This window comes from Klebsiella sp. JN_Kp122, from assembly GCF_040062085.1.
Lineage (GTDB): Bacteria > Pseudomonadota > Gammaproteobacteria > Enterobacterales > Enterobacteriaceae > Klebsiella > Klebsiella aerogenes.
Window position 1 is genome coordinate 73528 of sequence record NZ_JBEAHW010000015.1, and the last position, 15898, is coordinate 89425.

Consider the following 15898-nt stretch of genomic DNA (forward strand, 5'->3'; position numbering starts at 1 on the left):
AATCAGACTTTTTTGCGGGCGCGCGTTTTCTTCACCGGAGTGATGGCTGTCACTTCGCTTTCGACCCAACCATCTTCCAGCCGGGTAGTCACGACATCGCCAGCCTGCACCTGTTTGATTTTTTTCAATACTTTGCCATCGCCGGCTGAGGTGACGCTATAGCCGCGAGCCAGCGTCGCCAGCGGGCTGACGGCTTCCAGATGCGTCACGGTATTGCCGAAACGCTCGCGCTGCTCGCTCAGGCGGGCGCGAATATTTTCCGCCAGACGATACTCCAGTTGCTGAATACGCGACTGCGCGCGATGGATGCGCGGCTGCGGGTTTTGCTGATTCAACCGCTGCACGGCGCGCTGCTGGCGCTGGTCGGCACGTTTGAGCTGGCTTTCCAGCGCAAAGCGCATTCGCTGACGCAGGCGCTCCAGTTCGGTCTGCTGACGCGCTAAGCGCAGCTGAGGATGTTGCTGCTGTAAACGGTGAAACAGCTGAGTAAAGCGGCGATGGCGGTTGGCGAGGAAGTAATCCATCGCCATCTCCAGGCGCTGCTGGCCGGACTGTAGCTGACGCAACAGTTCCTGCTGATTGCGGCTGACGATCTCTGCTGCCGCAGAAGGCGTCGGCGCACGCAGGTCGGCGACGAAATCGGCGATAGTGACGTCAGTTTCATGGCCGACGGCGCTCACTACCGGAATGCGGCTGGCGAAAATCGCCCGCGCGACCCGTTCGTCGTTAAAGCTCCATAAATCTTCCAGCGAACCGCCGCCGCGCCCGACGATCAGCACATCGCACTCCTGGCGCTGGTTGGCTAATGCTATTGCGCGCACGATTTGCCCCGGCGCATCATCGCCTTGCACCGCCGTCGGGTAGATAATCACCGGCAGCGAGGGATCGCGGCGTTTCAACACATGTAAGATATCATGCAGCGCGGCGCCGGTTTTGGAGGTGATGACGCCGACGCAGTGCGCGGGAGAGGGGAGCGCCTGCTTGTGGCTTTGATCGAATAACCCTTCTGCCGTCAGGAGCGCCTTGAGCTGCTCATATTTTTGCTGCAACAGGCCCTCACCGGCGGGCTGCATGCTTTCGACAATGATCTGGTAGTCGCCGCGAGGCTCGTAAAGCGTAATGTTGGCGCGAACCAGCACCTGCTGGCCATGCTGCGGGCGAAACGTGACGCGACGGTTGCTGTTGCGAAACATCGCGCAGCGCACCTGAGCGTTATCGTCTTTTAAGGTGAAGTACCAGTGGCCGGAAGAGGGCTGGCTGAAGTTAGAGATCTCGCCGCTTATCCATACCTGGCCCATTTCGCGTTCCAGCAGTAAGCGAACCGTCTGATTCAGGCGGCTGACCGTAAATATTGCAGGGGATTGAGATGGCAACATGTGAGCAAGATCAAATTCTAAATCAGCAGGTTATTCAGTCGATAGTAACGCGCTGAGAGGGGATCGCAAGTATTATTTGCAAAAAAGGGTGGATGCAATCGGTTACGCTCTGTATAATGCCACGGCAATATTTATCCACCCTGGTCGAGATATTGCCCATGCTACGTATCGCTAAAGAAGCCCTGACGTTTGACGACGTCCTCCTTGTTCCCGCTCATTCTACCGTTCTGCCGAATACCGCCGATCTCAGCACGCAGCTGACGAAAACGATTCGTCTGAATATTCCTATGCTCTCCGCGGCGATGGATACCGTAACTGAAGCGCGCCTGGCAATTGCCCTGGCCCAGGAAGGCGGCATCGGCTTTATTCATAAAAACATGTCAATCGAGCGCCAGGCGGAAGAAGTCCGCCGCGTGAAGAAACATGAATCCGGCGTGGTAAGCGATCCACAGACCGTTCTGCCGACTACCACCCTGCGCGAAGTGAAAGAACTGACCGAACGTAACGGTTTCGCCGGTTATCCGGTAGTGACCGAAGACAACGAACTGGTCGGCATTATCACCGGCCGCGACGTGCGTTTTGTTACCGACCTGAATCAGCCGGTCAGCGTTTATATGACGCCGAAAGAGCGCCTGGTCACCGTGCGTGAAGGTGAAAGCCGTGAAGTGGTCTTCGCGAAAATGCATGAAAAACGCGTAGAAAAAGCGCTGGTAGTGGATGATAGCTTCCACCTGCGCGGCATGATCACCGTAAAAGATTTCCAGAAAGCGGAACGTAAACCGAATGCGTGTAAAGACGAGCACGGTCGTCTGCGCGTTGGCGCGGCCGTTGGCGCTGGCGCCGGTAACGAAGAGCGCGTTGACGCGCTGGTTGCCGCAGGCGTTGACGTTCTGCTGATCGACTCCTCTCACGGTCACTCCGAAGGCGTTCTGCAGCGTATTCGCGAAACGCGCGCTAAATATCCTGACCTGCAAATCATCGGCGGTAACGTGGCGACCGGCGCGGGTGCTCGTGCCCTGGCGGAAGCTGGCGTCAGCGCGGTGAAAGTGGGTATCGGCCCAGGCTCCATCTGTACTACCCGTATCGTTACCGGCGTAGGCGTTCCGCAGATCACCGCCGTTTCCGACGCGGTTGAAGCGCTGGAAGGCACCGGTATTCCGGTTATCGCCGATGGCGGTATCCGCTTCTCCGGCGATATCGCAAAAGCGATTGCCGCAGGCGCCGCCGCGGTGATGGTTGGCTCCATGCTGGCCGGTACCGAAGAATCCCCGGGTGAAATCGAGCTCTATCAGGGCCGTTCTTACAAATCCTACCGCGGTATGGGTTCCCTGGGCGCGATGTCCAAAGGTTCCTCCGACCGTTACTTCCAGAGCGATAACGCCGCTGACAAACTGGTACCGGAAGGTATCGAAGGCCGCGTTGCCTATAAAGGCCGCCTGAAAGAGATCATTCACCAGCAGATGGGCGGCCTGCGCTCCTGTATGGGTCTGACCGGTTGTGGTACTATTGACGCACTGCGTACCAAAGCAGAGTTCGTGCGCATCAGCGGCGCGGGCATCCAGGAGAGCCACGTTCACGACGTGACGATCACCAAGGAATCCCCGAACTACCGCATGGGCTCCTGATTTTCATCGCCCGGCTACGCGCCGGGCGATTTTTATTCAATCATCGCTACTTCTCTGGAATTAACGTCAATGACGGATAACATTCATAAACATCGCATTCTTATCCTGGACTTCGGTTCTCAGTACACCCAGCTGGTTGCGCGTCGCGTACGTGAATTAGGGGTCTATTGCGAGCTCTGGGCTTGGGACGTGACCGAAGCTCAAATCCGCGAGTTCAACCCGAACGGCATTATTCTTTCCGGCGGCCCGGAAAGCACCACCGAAGACAACAGCCCGCGTGCGCCGCAGTACGTCTTCGAAGCCGGCGTACCGGTATTCGGCGTATGCTATGGCATGCAGACCATGGCCATGCAGCTGGGCGGCCACGTTGAAGCTTCCAACGAGCGCGAGTTCGGTTACGCGCAGGTGGAAGTGCAGACCGACAGCGCGCTGATTAAGGGCATCGAAGATGCGCTGAGCGCTGACGGTAAGCCGCTGCTGGACGTGTGGATGAGCCATGGTGATAAAGTCACCGCTATCCCTTCCGACTTTGTGACCGTCGCCAGCACTGAAAGCTGCCCGTTCGCCATCATGGCGAATGAAGAAAAACGCTTCTACGGCGTACAGTTCCACCCGGAAGTCACCCACACCCGTCAGGGTCTGCGTATGCTGGAGCGCTTCGTGCGCGATATCTGCCAGTGCGAAGCGCTGTGGACGCCGGCGAAGATCATTGACGACGCGGTTGAGCGTATTCGTCAGCAGGTGGGTGAAGATAAAGTCATCCTCGGCCTGTCCGGCGGCGTTGACTCTTCCGTTACCGCGATGCTGCTGCACCGCGCCATCGGCAAAAACCTGACCTGCGTATTCGTGGATAATGGCCTGCTGCGCCTGAACGAAGCCGAGCAGGTTATGGATATGTTCGGCGACCGTTTCGGCCTGAACATCGTGCACGTTGCGGCGGAAGATCGCTTCCTGGCCGCGCTGAAGGGCGAAAACGATCCGGAAGCGAAGCGTAAAATCATTGGCCGCGTCTTCGTTGAAGTGTTTGACGAAGAAGCGCTGAAGCTGGAAGACGTGAAATGGCTGGCGCAGGGCACTATCTACCCTGACGTAATCGAATCCGCCGCTTCCGCGACCGGTAAAGCGCACGTCATCAAGTCTCACCACAACGTGGGCGGTCTGCCGAAAGAGATGAAGATGGGCCTCGTTGAACCGCTGAAAGAGCTGTTCAAAGACGAAGTGCGTAAGATTGGCCTGGAGCTGGGCCTGCCGTACGACATGCTGTTCCGCCACCCGTTCCCGGGGCCGGGCCTTGGCGTTCGCGTACTCGGCGAAGTGAAGAAAGAGTACTGCGACCTGCTGCGTCGCGCGGATGCTATCTTCATTGAAGAACTGCGCAAAGCCGACCTGTATGACAAAGTAAGCCAGGCATTTACCGTGTTCCTGCCGGTTCGCTCCGTCGGCGTGATGGGCGATGGCCGTAAATACGACTGGGTCGTCTCCCTGCGTGCGGTAGAAACCATCGACTTTATGACCGCGCACTGGGCGCACCTGCCGTATGATTTCCTCGGCCGTGTTTCCAACCGCATCATCAACGAAGTTAACGGTATTTCCCGCGTGGTGTACGACATCAGCGGTAAGCCGCCAGCGACTATTGAGTGGGAATAATTCCTGCTGATAGCTGAACGAAACCCTCTGTTTACAGAGGGTTTTTTTATGTCCTGGTAAATGGCGCTGAGGAAGGATTATTGAGCGTAGTCTAAATATAGTCTATATTAAAACCGAGACATGACCATTAGGCGGACCAACATGAAAGTAGAGACTATCAGCTACGTTAAAAAGAACGCCGCAACGCTTGATCTGTCAGAACCTATCCTGGTCACACAAAACGGTGTGCCTGCTTACGTTATAGAGTCCTATGATCAGCAGCAGGAACGGGAAAACGCCATTGCTTTGCTGAAATTGCTTACTCTGTCAGAGAAAGATAAAGCGGAAGGGCGCGTGTTCTCGAAAGACCAGTTGCTGGATGGCCTTGCGGATTAAACGCAGCGCGCTCAACGTTAAGGGACTTCCATGGAACAGCAGGTGACCTTTGAGTACACGCTTACGGTGAAGCACTGCATCGACACAATAGCGGGTTTTCTGAAGCGTGTTGATGTTGAGCCGCGTCCGGTTATCGCAGATATTCTCACCCAGTTTGAGAGCACCGTAGGACAGTTCCCCTTGGGCTGCCAGATTTGCCCCGAATTGCTGAAAATTGGCTGCGCCAAATATCGGGAGTTTAATCACGCTGAAGGCTACCGGGTTTTGTATTCCGTAGACGGAACTTTAGTAACCGCGCATGCGATCCTGGCACATCGGCAGGATGTTCAGCAGCTGCTGTTTAAGCGTCTGATCGTGGCCTGATAGTCCTAAATGTGTGTGTTTTACAGAGGGTTTTTCATACCCTCTCTTCACTTTGTCCATGACTTATCCGCACAACCTGCCGCCGCTGCAGCCAGCCGATTCTCAGCGCCAGCCCCAGTACGACCAGCGATAATAGACCCGAAATAGCAAGGCTCCTTTCTATCCCCAGATGTTGATTTAGCCAGGCATAGGCAAATGGCGAGACGGCGGCCAGTAGTTGCGCTGGGATCAACAGCCGTCCGGTACGCCGCGCGTAATCTTCCGCCGCGAATAGCTGCAACGGTAATGTTGCTTTAAATACCGTCGTCAGGCCGTTAATGGCCCCGTAGGCGAAAACGAAACCGCCAACGGTCCAGCTTAGCGAGGCGGCGTTGAGGCCCAGTAAAAAGCAGAGCGGCAACAGCGCTGTGGTCAACAGCGTTAACCGAAGTGGGGAGAGGCGCGCTCCTGAAATCACCTCCAGAAATCGGGCGCCGGTCTGTCCGATGCCCCATAGTACCCCTATCATTACCGGCAAACCGTAGCTGGCGATAAACTCAGGCAGATGGGTGGATGTGCCGTTAGAAATAAAGGTGACCAAAGCGATAAGCGAGGCGTACAGCAGGCCTATGTGCTGGTTGCGACGGGAATGCGGCACTTTCTCCTGATGAGCGCCCCGGTCGGGCAAGCATTGATTAGGCATCCGCCACAGCAGTAGTGCGCTAAGCAGGCCAAACAGGCTGTAGATTACCAGCGCTCCACGCCAGCCCATTAGCGCGAGCAGCGCGGTGCCCAGCGGCCAGAATATCGCTGAGGCCAGTCCTCCAGCCAGGGTCACCCGTGAAATAGTTACTCTGGCGCGTTGACCATACAGGTTAACCAGCGCGGCGAACAGCGCATCGTATAGCGCCAGCCGCATACCGACACCGGCCAGTAGCCATGCGACGTACCAGAAGATCAGGCTGTCTGCCTGCGACATTGCCAGGCAGCTTGCCGCGATGGTTAATGAACCGATGAACACCACCCGCTGACCGCCAAACCAGGCCAACAGGCGGGCGATAAAAGGCGAGATCGCCGCCATCATCAGCATGGCGAAGGTCAAACCGAGAAAGATCTCTGTTCCGCCCCAGCCAGTATCATTAGCAATAGCGCCGGCAAAGGTACCGGGCATATAAAAAACGATCCCCCAGTTGATGAGCTGGTTGCCGCCGGCTGCGAGGGTAAGGGAAAGAGGCGCGGTGCCAGGCAAGATTGACGTTTTCATTGAATTCCAGAGCGTTATGCAGTTGTCGGCAGCATATCGCGCGCGCTATTGTGCAGGCAGCACCTGGGGCTTATAGCCTGCATAAGAGAAACTTTGTGATGACGATGCTGAATTTGGTAAACCTGACAACCTTCCGGCTGGTGGCGCAGCGCGGCAGTTTTTCCGCCGCCGCTGATGTACTGGGAATATCGCAGCCGGCAGTAAGCCTGCAGGTTCGCCAGCTTGAGCAGTTCCTGCAGACGCGGTTGGTTGAGCGTACCGGGCGAGGGATCAAGGCTACTGCCGCCGGATTGGCGCTACTGGCCCATAGTGAAATTATTGAGCAGGCGGTGAATACGGCGGTGCAGACGGTGACTGAGTTTAACCATGAAGTGCACGGCACGATGAGCTTCGGTACCGGGGCGACGGCCTGTATTCATTTGCTGCCGCCGCTATTGTGCCATCTACGCGAGAAGCATCCGCTGTTAACGGTTGGCGTCACGACCGGTAATACGCTTGACATTGTACGTGCGGTGGAAGAGAGCCGGCTTGATCTGGGGTTAGTGACCTTACCTGCCAGCGGCCGCAGCCTGGCGGTAACGCCAGTGCTGGAGGAAGAGTTTGTATTTATTACTGCCAACGATGATGAACCGCTAGTGGGGCAATTGACGCCTTCACTGCTACAGGCACTTTCGCTAATAGCATTTGAAGCCGGCAGCGGGACCCGTGAGCTGATCGATGGCTGGTTTCGCGCTGCCGGGGTAAACTCGGCGCCGGTGATGCAACTCGGTAGCATTGAGGCTATCAAGCGTATGGTGCGTGCTGGTCTGGGATACAGTATCGTACCGAAGATGGCGGTGGCGGCTGAAGATGACCGCACCGGAATACGTGTACAGTCGCTATCGCCGCGGCTCTATCGCCAACTGGGCGTAGTGATGCGTCAGGATAAAGTTATCAACAAAGGGATAGCGGAGATGCTGCGTCTGCTGCACCAACTAAAAATTTTGCCGTAGGCGTTATTCCTGGGCTGGGGTCGTTGGTGTCGCGGGAGCATCAATGGTGATGGTCGATTGCTGCGACTCTTGTTTGTCCTGATGATGGTACCAGGCACCGATAGAGGAGTAGACAAAGCGTCCAAAGAAGAAGAGAAAACTGATAAGTAGTACGATACGGGTCATGCGACGGTTAAATCGATGTCGTTTACGCATACTGGGTGCCTGACTCACAAAAGGTTCCTTGAAGTATACCCGAAGACGGGCGATGGGGGTATTAAGTCATAGTATAGCGGCGGGGTCAATTGTCGGCGGTGTAAAAATCGTAGTGCTAAAACATTACTTAATGTTATATAAGATGAACATCGTATTTACACGGATTTTGAATATTGCACCAGTCCGCAAAAAAATAAGTTTTATTAATATTAGCTAAATAGTTTGTTGATTTGCGTCAATTGCTTGATTCCATTGGCCACTAAAATCGTCCATCTGTTCCGCATCGTTATTACTTTCGCGGTTAGCCTGGTCGGGTTGGATGCCTGTCTGAATATACTCCGCAGGAGTTGGGGTAATCTGTCGAGCATCTATGAGTATTATTAAACTATACAAACGATATCAGGATAAATGGTGGGCACTACCGCTCATCCTCCCTACGCTGCTGTTGCCGCTGGCGCGCGCCGCGAATACATTTGCAAATCTTAACGGTCACACCGTCTTTCTGTTTTATCTTCCGCTGGCGTTAGTATTGAGCCTGATGCTGTTTTTCGGCTGGGCGGCGATTCCGGGCATTATAGTCGGCTTGCTGCTGACCATTACGCGCGGAATGACCTTCGAGCAATCTATCGGCGTATTGTTTCATTTTTTGATCCCTTCAGTGCTGTGCTGGGGCGGTTATCGCATTTTCGTTCCACGCCGTCAGCAGATTTCACATGGTAATGTTGCCCTGATGCCGTATCGGCTGTTCTGGCAAATGCTGCTGCCCTCGGTAATTTTTCTCATTATTTCGCAGATTGCTGAGTATCTTGGCCTGCATCCGCGGGCGGCGGAACTGGTGGGGTCAACGCCATTTAGTTTACGATCGTTAATCACTTTTCAGGCGCTGATGGTAGGGTGTCTGACCGGTGTGCCGCTGTGCTATTTTTTGCTGCGTGTTATTCGTAATCCGCTACACTTACGCGGCTTTATATCCCAGGTGCGTTTACAAATCGACCAAAAAATAAAACCGCTGGAAATTATTGTCTGGGCAATAGTATTGTTAATAATACTGGCTTTATTATTCATGCCGTTAAATGCCAGCAGCACGATATTTAGCACAAATTATACATTGTCATTACTTATGCCGGTCATGTTGTGGGGGGCGATGCGTTTTGGCTATCGTTTTATTTCCCTGGCGTGGCCGCCGATATTAATTCTGGTTATCCATTTTCATTACAGCTACCTGCCATTTTCCCCGATCTACAATAACCAGCTGGCGATTACCTCCTCCAGTTACCTGGTGTTCTCTTTTATTATCGCTTATATGGCAATGCTGGCGACGCAGCAGCGGATGATCCACCGTCGGGTTCGCCGGATGGCCTTTCTCGACCCGGTCGTTCATATGCCGAATTTACGGGCCCTGAGCCGAGCGCTAAACCACTCGACCTGGTCGGTGCTGTGCTTTTTACGCATGCCAGAGCTGGAGTTGCTTGGGCGGCACTACGGCGTGATGCTACGCATTCAGTATAAGCAGCAGCTGTCGGAATACCTGAGTCACATACTGCAGCCGAACGAAATGGTCTATCACCTTTCGGGCCATGACCTGGTGATACGCCTGAATAGCGACGATCATCAACAACGCATCGTGATGCTGGATGAGCGGATTAAGCAGTTCCGTTTTATCTGGGATGGTATTCCGCTACAGCCGCCTGTCGGGATCAGCTATTGCAACGTACGTTCTCCTGTCAAGCATCTGTATTTACTGCTCGGCGAACTGAATAATATAGCCGACATGTCATTGACCAGCGGCCACCTGGAAAACGTGCAGCGCCGCGGCGCCGTTCACGTTCAGCAGGGGTTAAAAGAACGTGTGTCAATGATGAACCAGATCCTGCAGGCGCTGGATCAGAATCGTTTTCGGCTGATGGCGCAGCCCATTATCGGCATGCGCGGCGATAGCTATCATGAAGTCCTGTTGCGTATGGTGGGCGAGCAGGGGGAGCTGGTTGCGCCGGATAATTTTTTGCCTGCGGCGCACGAATTTGGCCTGGCTTCGCGCATCGACAACTGGGTTATCGACAATACGCTGGCTTTTATGAACGATAATCGCCATACGTTGCCGGGCATGCGTTTGGCCATCAATCTGTCGCCAGTTTCGGTCAGCCGCAGCCGTTTCCCGGACGAAGTCGAGGAAATGCTGCATCATTATAATATTGAGCCCTGGCAGCTTATTTTTGAGCTGACGGAAAATCACTCGCTCAGTAATCCGGAACAGGCGCAACAAACGCTCGCGCGGTTGCAGGAATTGGGATGCCGGGTGGCGATTGATGATTTTGGCACCGGCTATGCCAGCTATGCGCGGCTGAAAACGCTTAACGTTGATATGCTGAAAATTGACGGTAGCTTTATCCGTAATCTGGTCACCAGCAGTCTGGATTATCAGGTTGTGGCGTCGATTTGCCGGTTGGCGCAAATCAAAAATATGCAGGTAGTGGCGGAGTATGTGGAATCACCGGAGATCCGCCAGGCAGTGATTTCGCTGGGGATTGATTATATGCAGGGCTTTGACATTGGAATGCCGGTTCCGATAGAACAACTGGCCTGCGCGGCTGACGTCGCATAAAAAACGGCCGGGCGTGTGACCCGGCCGTTTTAGTCAAAGATGTCAGCTTTACGCTTCTTCTTCAGTAATTTTCAGCAGCCATTCCGGCACGCCTTCCCAGTACTGTTGCTCTTTTTCCAGATCCAGCAGCACCAACGCATTCTGGCTAAACCAGTCATGCGGGAAAATTAACGTCCAGTGGTTGGCTTCTGTCTTCAATGTCAGTTTTGGCGGCGTAGTGGTCGCCTGACGCTGATTGTTCAGTAATACGCCCAGACGCAGTAGTTGGATCAGCGGCAAGAACTGTTTTTTCTTGAACAAGGTAAAACGCGGCAAATCATCAAGCTTGATAGCTTTGCGGTGATAGCGCACCAGCGTGGCCATCAGTGTCTGCTGCTCCTGATTAAAGCCCGGCAGATCGCTATTTTGCAGGATATAGGCAGAGTGGCGATGCATGCCGCTGTGGTTAATGTTCAGCCCCACTTCATGTAGCATTACCGCCCACTTCAGCAGGGCAGACAGATGCGGGTTAGCCAGTTTCGGGTTTTGCTCCTGCCACTGTTCCAGCATCTGAGTGGTAGTCTCCAGTACCCGGCGCGCCTGTTCGCGATCGATATTGTACTGGTTCGCCAGGCTCTGGGCCGTACGGCTGCGAATATCCTGGTGGCGGAAGCGACCTTCCATCTCGTACAACACGCCTTCGCGCAGGGCGCCGTCGGACAGGCGCAGTTCTTTGATCGCCAGCGCGTCGAATACCCCGCACAAAATCGCCAGACCCGGGGCGAATACCGCTTTGCGGTCCTCCGACAATCCCGGCAGGCTTAATGAGTCGAAGTTTTTATTCTTCAGAAGCTCACTGACCAGCATTTCAAGACGTTCCGGGGTAATGAAGCCGTCTTTCTCCCCCATGGCGACCAGCACTTCGTGCGCGGCTTTGATGGTGCCAGAGGCGCCCAGCGCCACGTTCCACCCCTGAATACGGAACTGCCAGGCCAGGGTTTCCAGTTTCTGCACCGCCGCCAGGCGCGCGCGCTGGAAGTTTTCTTTATTGATAACGCCGCCGGCGAAATAGGCCTGCGAGAAGCTTACGCAGCCCATACGTCGGCTTTCAACCAGGCGGGGCTCGAAATCTTCGCCGATGACGAGCTCAGTCGAACCGCCGCCGATGTCGATAACCAGCTTACGGCCGCGCTCCGGTTGCGTATGTTCGACGCCCATAAAAATCAGACGCGCTTCTTCGTTACCGGAGATTATTTCGATGGGATAAGGGATAACTTTTTCCGCTCGTTTGAGAAAATCCGCCGCGTTAGCCGCCTGGCGCAGGGTATGCGTCCCGACGATACAAACGCTGGAAGGGGAGAATCCCTGCAGACGTTCCGCAAACAGCGACAGGCAGTTCAGCCCACGAGTAATCGCTTCTTCGCTCAACACCGAGTTTTCATCCAGGCCATCGGCCAGGTGGACGCGCTGCTTCAGGCGACCGATGATCTGCATTGCCCCGTCGACGACACGGGCGATCACCATATGAAAACTGTTCGAACCAAGGTCGACCGCAGCGAACTCCTGCGGCCGAGGGGTTTTTTCGTTTATTGGCATAGGTTAATCGGGTTGTTCGAGTGATTTGAGATAATCGTAAATCGCTATCTGTGCGCGTACTTTGCGGCGATTGCCGCGCGGCACGTAGCGATTACTCAGTTCTTTATCAAGATAGCGCGCTTTTACGGTATCGTTGAACAGGATATCGAGAATATCCAATACGCGTTGCTTCAGACGCGGGTCCAGCAGCGGTACGGCGACTTCGATACGATAGTCGATGTTGCGCGTCATCCAGTCGGCGGAGGATAACCACACCTGTTTATCACCACCGTTTTCAAAACAATAGACCCTATCGTGCTCAAGGAAACGGTCAACGATACTAATCACGCGAATATTTTCGCTAATTCCCTCAAGACCCGGGATTAGCGAGCACATGCCGCGGATAAGCAGGTTAACCGGCACGCCGGTACTGGAGGCGGCATAGAGTCTGTCCACCAGCCCTTTATCGACCAGGTTATTTAATTTAAGCGTAATTCCGGACGGTTGCCCATTTTGCGCATTGGCGATTTCGCGGTCGATCATTTCATACAGCAGACGACGCGAGTTCTGCGGCGATACCAACAGGTAGTCGAAGCTGACTGGCCGGTAAGGGTTTTCGATAAAATTAAACACGCGACGGACTTCATTAGTGATGCGCGCGTCGGCGGTGAGGAGCGAATAGTCGGTGTAGATACGAGCGGTTTTCTCGTTGAAGTTGCCGGTGCCGATATGCGCATAACGCACTACCTCATCGCCTTCTTTACGCGAAATGAGGAAGAGTTTGGCGTGGATCTTCAGCCCCGGCGCCGAGAAGATAACGTGTACGCCGGCTTCTGTCAGACGTTTGGCCCAGTGAATATTGGCCTCTTCGTCGAAGCGAGCCTGCAGTTCAACCACCACGGTCACTTTTTTACCGTTGTGGGCGGCGTGGATCATCGAATCGATAATCCGTGAATCCTTAGCGACGCGGTAGATATTGATTTTGATTGCCAGCACGCTTGGGTCGAACGAGGCCTGACGCAGCAGTTCAAGCACGTGCTCGAAGGTATGATACGGATAGTAGAGCAGTACGTCGCGTTCGCGGATGGCGTCAAAGCCGTTGCGGAATTTATCGAACCACAGGTGACGCAGGCGCGGCATCGGTTTGTTGACCAGATTGGCCTTGCCAACATTCGGGAAACCGATAAAGTCTTTAAAGTTGTGATAACGACCGCCCGGCAGCATCGAATCGTAGTTCGAGATGGAGAGCTTATCGCGCAGCATTTCGACCATCGCATCCGGCATATCGCGCTGGTAGACAAAACGCACCGGCTCGGCGGTTAAGCGCTGCTTCAGGCTGGAGGACATCAGCTCCATCAGGCTCGATTCCATTTCGTGTACCAGATCGTACTCGGCATCACGGGTCATTTTCATCGAGTATGCATTCAGGGCATCGTAGTCAAAGAAGCCCTTAAAGATATCATCCAGGCAGTAACGCAGAATGTTATCCAGCAGAATCATCGGTTTGCGGCGTCGCGGCGTCTCCGGCGGCAGGTTCACAAAGCGTGGCACCTTATCGGATGGAATCTCCAGCAGCGCATAGTTAATGGTATCGCCGCGGATAATCTCCACCGCCAGATAGGTGTAATCATCTTTCAGGAATTGAACCAGGTCCGTCTCGCGGTTGATCAGAATCGGCGAAATATGCTGGCGCAGATACTGTTTGAAGTAGTTGCGTAACCAGGATTGCTGGTTAACGGACAGCTGGCGTTCGTTAATCAGGAAGATCTGATTACGCGCCATTTCCAGCAGCAGTTCATTATAGAGACCATCAAATTCCTGATCGGCCTTTAGCACGCGGGCCTGGATTTTGCCTAACAGATGACGCGAATGGGCGGTACTACCTTGTTCTTCACTGATAAGAATGCGTCGCTTAAGTTCAGCGAAGCGCACTTTGTAAAACTCATCAAGGTTATTGGAGTAAATTCCTAAGAAGCGCATGCGCTCGATAAGCGGGTTGCTCTTGTCCGCCGCTTCCTGAAGTACGCGCTCGTTAAAGGACAACCAGCTGAGTTCTTTTTCGATGTATAGCTTTTCCTGGCCCATTACAACTCACACTCCGGATCATTGACGTCGCTTTTTCATTATGGCGAGCTTTGCCATTGAATGTCCAACTATGTCAAAGCAATATGACAGTTTTCTTGCAATCAGATGCCGGGAAAAAGCGGACGCGTTTGTTTGCTTACGTTATGTTCAGTCGGGGGCGAAATGGAGGGCGAAACAATGTGGGAAACGCGGGCGCTGGAGCTCAATAATCAGGACATCTGGCACTGGCCGTCGGCCTGTCGGTTGATTGAATACGCAATTGAGCATGATTTTAATACCGTGGTGGTGGGGCAGACCGAGTTATTTGGCAAGCTGGTTTCGCCACAGGGGTATACGCCTTTTGACTATAACGACCGATTGTCGAGCCAACAACGAGCGCGCTGTATCTATCTCAACCGGTTGGCGTTACGCTGCCGTGAGCAGGGGTTACGATGTTATCTGCAGGCGAAAGAACTTAGCTTCCCGACCGAACTGTTATTAGCGCATCCGGAACTGCTGGATACCCCGCGCGGGGTGCGTTTTGATGTCGATTTCTGGAGCCGCTGGTTAACCGACAAAATCCGCGCCGTGTGTCAAAGCGTACCGGCGCTCACCGGTTTGATTATCGCGCTCTCCAGTACCGATGGATTATTACCGATCTCTCGTCCGCAGTGGGACAGACAACACGACGATCCCCGCCAGCCAGCGCAAAGCTTGATGCTCTACCGCCGCTGTTTTAACGCCCTGAGTCAGGCGGTAGCCGCGCAAAATAAGCATCTGGTACTGCGTGTCTTCCCTGCCAGCAATGACGATCTCAGCGCCGTGCTGGATGCGATTGAACCGCTGCCGCCTGCGGTTTCGGTATCGATAAAACTCACGCCGGAACGTTTCTGGCCTACTTTCCCTAACAATCCGGCGCTGTTGGCGGTGCAGACGCGAGATGTATGGATCGATATCGATCTTGCCGGCGAAGAAGTGGGATGGGGAGTCATGCCGTTTTTACGTATTGATGAGCTGCAGGGGCGACTGTTGTGGTGTCAGAGTCGCAACCCGCGCATTACCGGCGCTATCTGTAAAACCAGTTGGGAAAGTATCGATAATCACTGGATCCCTGCGACGTTAAGCGAATGTAATCTCTTCGCCTGTAGTCAGTTGCTGGGCGAAGGGGCGGCGAAAAATCAGCAGCAGTTACTGGTGCAATGGCTGGCGCAGCGTTACGGCTGGTGTCCGCCAGCCGATGTCGCGCAGCAGTTCCAGTCGCTGCTTGAGCAGGCGACGCAGACGCTCTATCAGTCAATATATGTGCGAGACCATGTTTTCCATCGCCATAGCCAATTGCCTGAAAGCTACGGCCAGGCGGTGTGGGGCCTTTACGGACAACTGGCGCGCAGTCACTGGTTACCCGGTTCGGCGCAGGATATCCACTTCACCCGCGACGACCCGCAGAAGTCGATGGCTAATCTCACGCAAATCGCGCAAGAAAAAGATGAGGTCGCAGCCAGCGCGCAGCTGCTGGGGAAAGCAGCGCAAGCGTTCGCTCTCACGGCGGATTTTCCCGCCGCGCTGGCGCTTCGGTGGCGTGAGGAGTGGCAGGGATTGGCGCTCTATTGTCAGACGTTTACCCACGCGCAAAAGGCCTTCTTTACTCTGCACTTCGCCCGAGAGGTGGAAAACAGCTGGAGCATGCGGGAAATTTGCCATATTAACGTGCAGGCGTTATATCGCTGCGCATCGGAAATGGAAATGCTTTGTCAGCAGACAGGCGAGGCCTCACCGGCGTTTTACGTGATGTTCGATCCTGTACGAGCACGTAATCTGGCGGATAGCCTGAGCACCGAACTGACGGCGCTCAGATAGCCGTA

12 protein-coding genes are annotated in these 15898 nt (G+C 54.4%); 7 read left to right on the forward strand and 5 right to left on the reverse strand.

Going from position 1 to position 15898, the window contains the following annotated elements; genetic code table 11:
* Positions 1 to 2 precede the first annotated feature (2 nt).
* Positions 3 to 1376 (reverse strand): exodeoxyribonuclease VII large subunit, encoded by a 1374-nt coding sequence (gene xseA, locus ABLU78_RS04435; protein WP_032712154.1) that lies wholly within the window; start codon positions 1374 to 1376, stop codon positions 3 to 5.
* A gap of 158 nt (positions 1377 to 1534) precedes the next feature.
* On the opposite strand from xseA, the gene guaB reads away from it, so the two are divergent.
* From guaB to ABLU78_RS04455, 4 genes are all read left to right on the forward strand, one after another.
* Complete coding sequence (gene guaB, locus ABLU78_RS04440; protein ID WP_015370334.1) at positions 1535 to 3001, forward strand: IMP dehydrogenase; 1467 nt, start codon at positions 1535 to 1537, stop codon at positions 2999 to 3001.
* A gap of 69 nt (positions 3002 to 3070) precedes the next feature.
* Positions 3071 to 4648, forward strand: a complete 1578-nt coding sequence (guaA, locus tag ABLU78_RS04445) for a glutamine-hydrolyzing GMP synthase (RefSeq protein ID WP_042893054.1) — start codon at positions 3071 to 3073, stop codon at positions 4646 to 4648.
* 141 nt (positions 4649 to 4789) lie between these two features.
* Positions 4790 to 5023, forward strand: coding sequence for a type II toxin-antitoxin system Phd/YefM family antitoxin (locus tag ABLU78_RS04450; protein WP_004853132.1), 234 nt, complete (start codon positions 4790 to 4792; stop codon positions 5021 to 5023).
* A 30-nt stretch (positions 5024 to 5053) separates the two neighbouring features.
* Positions 5054 to 5386: a hypothetical protein gene (locus ABLU78_RS04455; protein WP_015370386.1), complete on the forward strand. Its 333-nt coding sequence runs from the start codon at positions 5054 to 5056 to the stop codon at positions 5384 to 5386.
* 34 nt (positions 5387 to 5420) lie between these two features.
* On the opposite strand, the gene ABLU78_RS04460 is transcribed toward ABLU78_RS04455, so the two are convergent.
* The gene (locus tag ABLU78_RS04460; RefSeq protein WP_032712153.1) at positions 5421 to 6629 is read right to left on the reverse strand and encodes an MFS transporter; all 1209 of its coding nucleotides are present in this window, start codon (positions 6627 to 6629) and stop codon (positions 5421 to 5423) included.
* Between the two features lie 98 nt (positions 6630 to 6727).
* Here ABLU78_RS04460 and ABLU78_RS04465 point away from each other — a divergent pair, with 98 nt between their 5' ends.
* Entirely contained in the window at positions 6728 to 7621 is an 894-nt protein-coding gene (locus tag ABLU78_RS04465; protein WP_142966374.1) for a LysR family transcriptional regulator, read from the forward strand.
* Positions 7622 to 7624: 3 nt separating this feature from the next.
* Here ABLU78_RS04465 and ABLU78_RS04470 read toward each other — a convergent pair whose 3' ends face one another.
* Positions 7625 to 7816: a YfgG family protein gene (locus ABLU78_RS04470; RefSeq protein WP_015370389.1), complete on the reverse strand. Its 192-nt coding sequence runs from the start codon at positions 7814 to 7816 to the stop codon at positions 7625 to 7627.
* Positions 7817 to 8186: 370 nt separating this feature from the next.
* On the opposite strand from ABLU78_RS04470, the gene ABLU78_RS04475 reads away from it, so the two are divergent.
* Entirely contained in the window at positions 8187 to 10418 is a 2232-nt protein-coding gene (locus ABLU78_RS04475; protein WP_348820175.1) for an EAL domain-containing protein, read from the forward strand.
* A gap of 48 nt (positions 10419 to 10466) precedes the next feature.
* Here ABLU78_RS04475 and ppx read toward each other — a convergent pair whose 3' ends face one another.
* Both ppx and ppk1 read right to left on the reverse strand, forming a co-directional pair.
* Positions 10467 to 11993 carry an exopolyphosphatase gene (ppx, locus tag ABLU78_RS04480; protein WP_020078189.1) on the reverse strand — a complete coding sequence of 509 codons (1527 nt, stop codon included), beginning with the start codon at positions 11991 to 11993 and terminating at the stop codon, positions 10467 to 10469.
* Between the two features lie 3 nt (positions 11994 to 11996).
* Positions 11997 to 14057, reverse strand: a complete 2061-nt coding sequence (gene ppk1, locus ABLU78_RS04485; RefSeq protein ID WP_015370393.1) for a polyphosphate kinase 1 — start codon at positions 14055 to 14057, stop codon at positions 11997 to 11999.
* 177 nt (positions 14058 to 14234) lie between these two features.
* On the opposite strand from ppk1, the gene ABLU78_RS04490 reads away from it, so the two are divergent.
* Positions 14235 to 15893: a hypothetical protein gene (locus ABLU78_RS04490; protein WP_116328536.1), complete on the forward strand. Its 1659-nt coding sequence runs from the start codon at positions 14235 to 14237 to the stop codon at positions 15891 to 15893.
* Positions 15894 to 15898 lie beyond the last annotated feature (5 nt).

Excerpts from the sequence above, each read along its gene's own strand:
- xseA (WP_032712154.1), bottom strand. The coding sequence starts at position 1,376 with ATGTTGCCATCTCAATCCCCTGCAATATTTACGGTCAGCCGCCTGAAT.
- guaB (WP_015370334.1), top strand. The coding sequence starts at position 1,535 with ATGCTACGTATCGCTAAAGAAGCCCTGACGTTTGACGACGTCCTCCTT.
- guaA (WP_042893054.1), top strand. The coding sequence starts at position 3,071 with ATGACGGATAACATTCATAAACATCGCATTCTTATCCTGGACTTCGGT.
- ABLU78_RS04450 (WP_004853132.1), top strand. The coding sequence starts at position 4,790 with ATGAAAGTAGAGACTATCAGCTACGTTAAAAAGAACGCCGCAACGCTT.
- ABLU78_RS04455 (WP_015370386.1), top strand. The coding sequence starts at position 5,054 with ATGGAACAGCAGGTGACCTTTGAGTACACGCTTACGGTGAAGCACTGC.
- ABLU78_RS04460 (WP_032712153.1), bottom strand. The coding sequence starts at position 6,629 with ATGAAAACGTCAATCTTGCCTGGCACCGCGCCTCTTTCCCTTACCCTC.
- ABLU78_RS04465 (WP_142966374.1), top strand. The coding sequence starts at position 6,728 with ATGACGATGCTGAATTTGGTAAACCTGACAACCTTCCGGCTGGTGGCG.
- ABLU78_RS04470 (WP_015370389.1), bottom strand. The coding sequence starts at position 7,816 with ATGCGTAAACGACATCGATTTAACCGTCGCATGACCCGTATCGTACTA.
- ABLU78_RS04475 (WP_348820175.1), top strand. The coding sequence starts at position 8,187 with ATGAGTATTATTAAACTATACAAACGATATCAGGATAAATGGTGGGCA.
- ppx (WP_020078189.1), bottom strand. The coding sequence starts at position 11,993 with ATGCCAATAAACGAAAAAACCCCTCGGCCGCAGGAGTTCGCTGCGGTC.
- ppk1 (WP_015370393.1), bottom strand. The coding sequence starts at position 14,057 with ATGGGCCAGGAAAAGCTATACATCGAAAAAGAACTCAGCTGGTTGTCC.
- ABLU78_RS04490 (WP_116328536.1), top strand. The coding sequence starts at position 14,235 with ATGTGGGAAACGCGGGCGCTGGAGCTCAATAATCAGGACATCTGGCAC.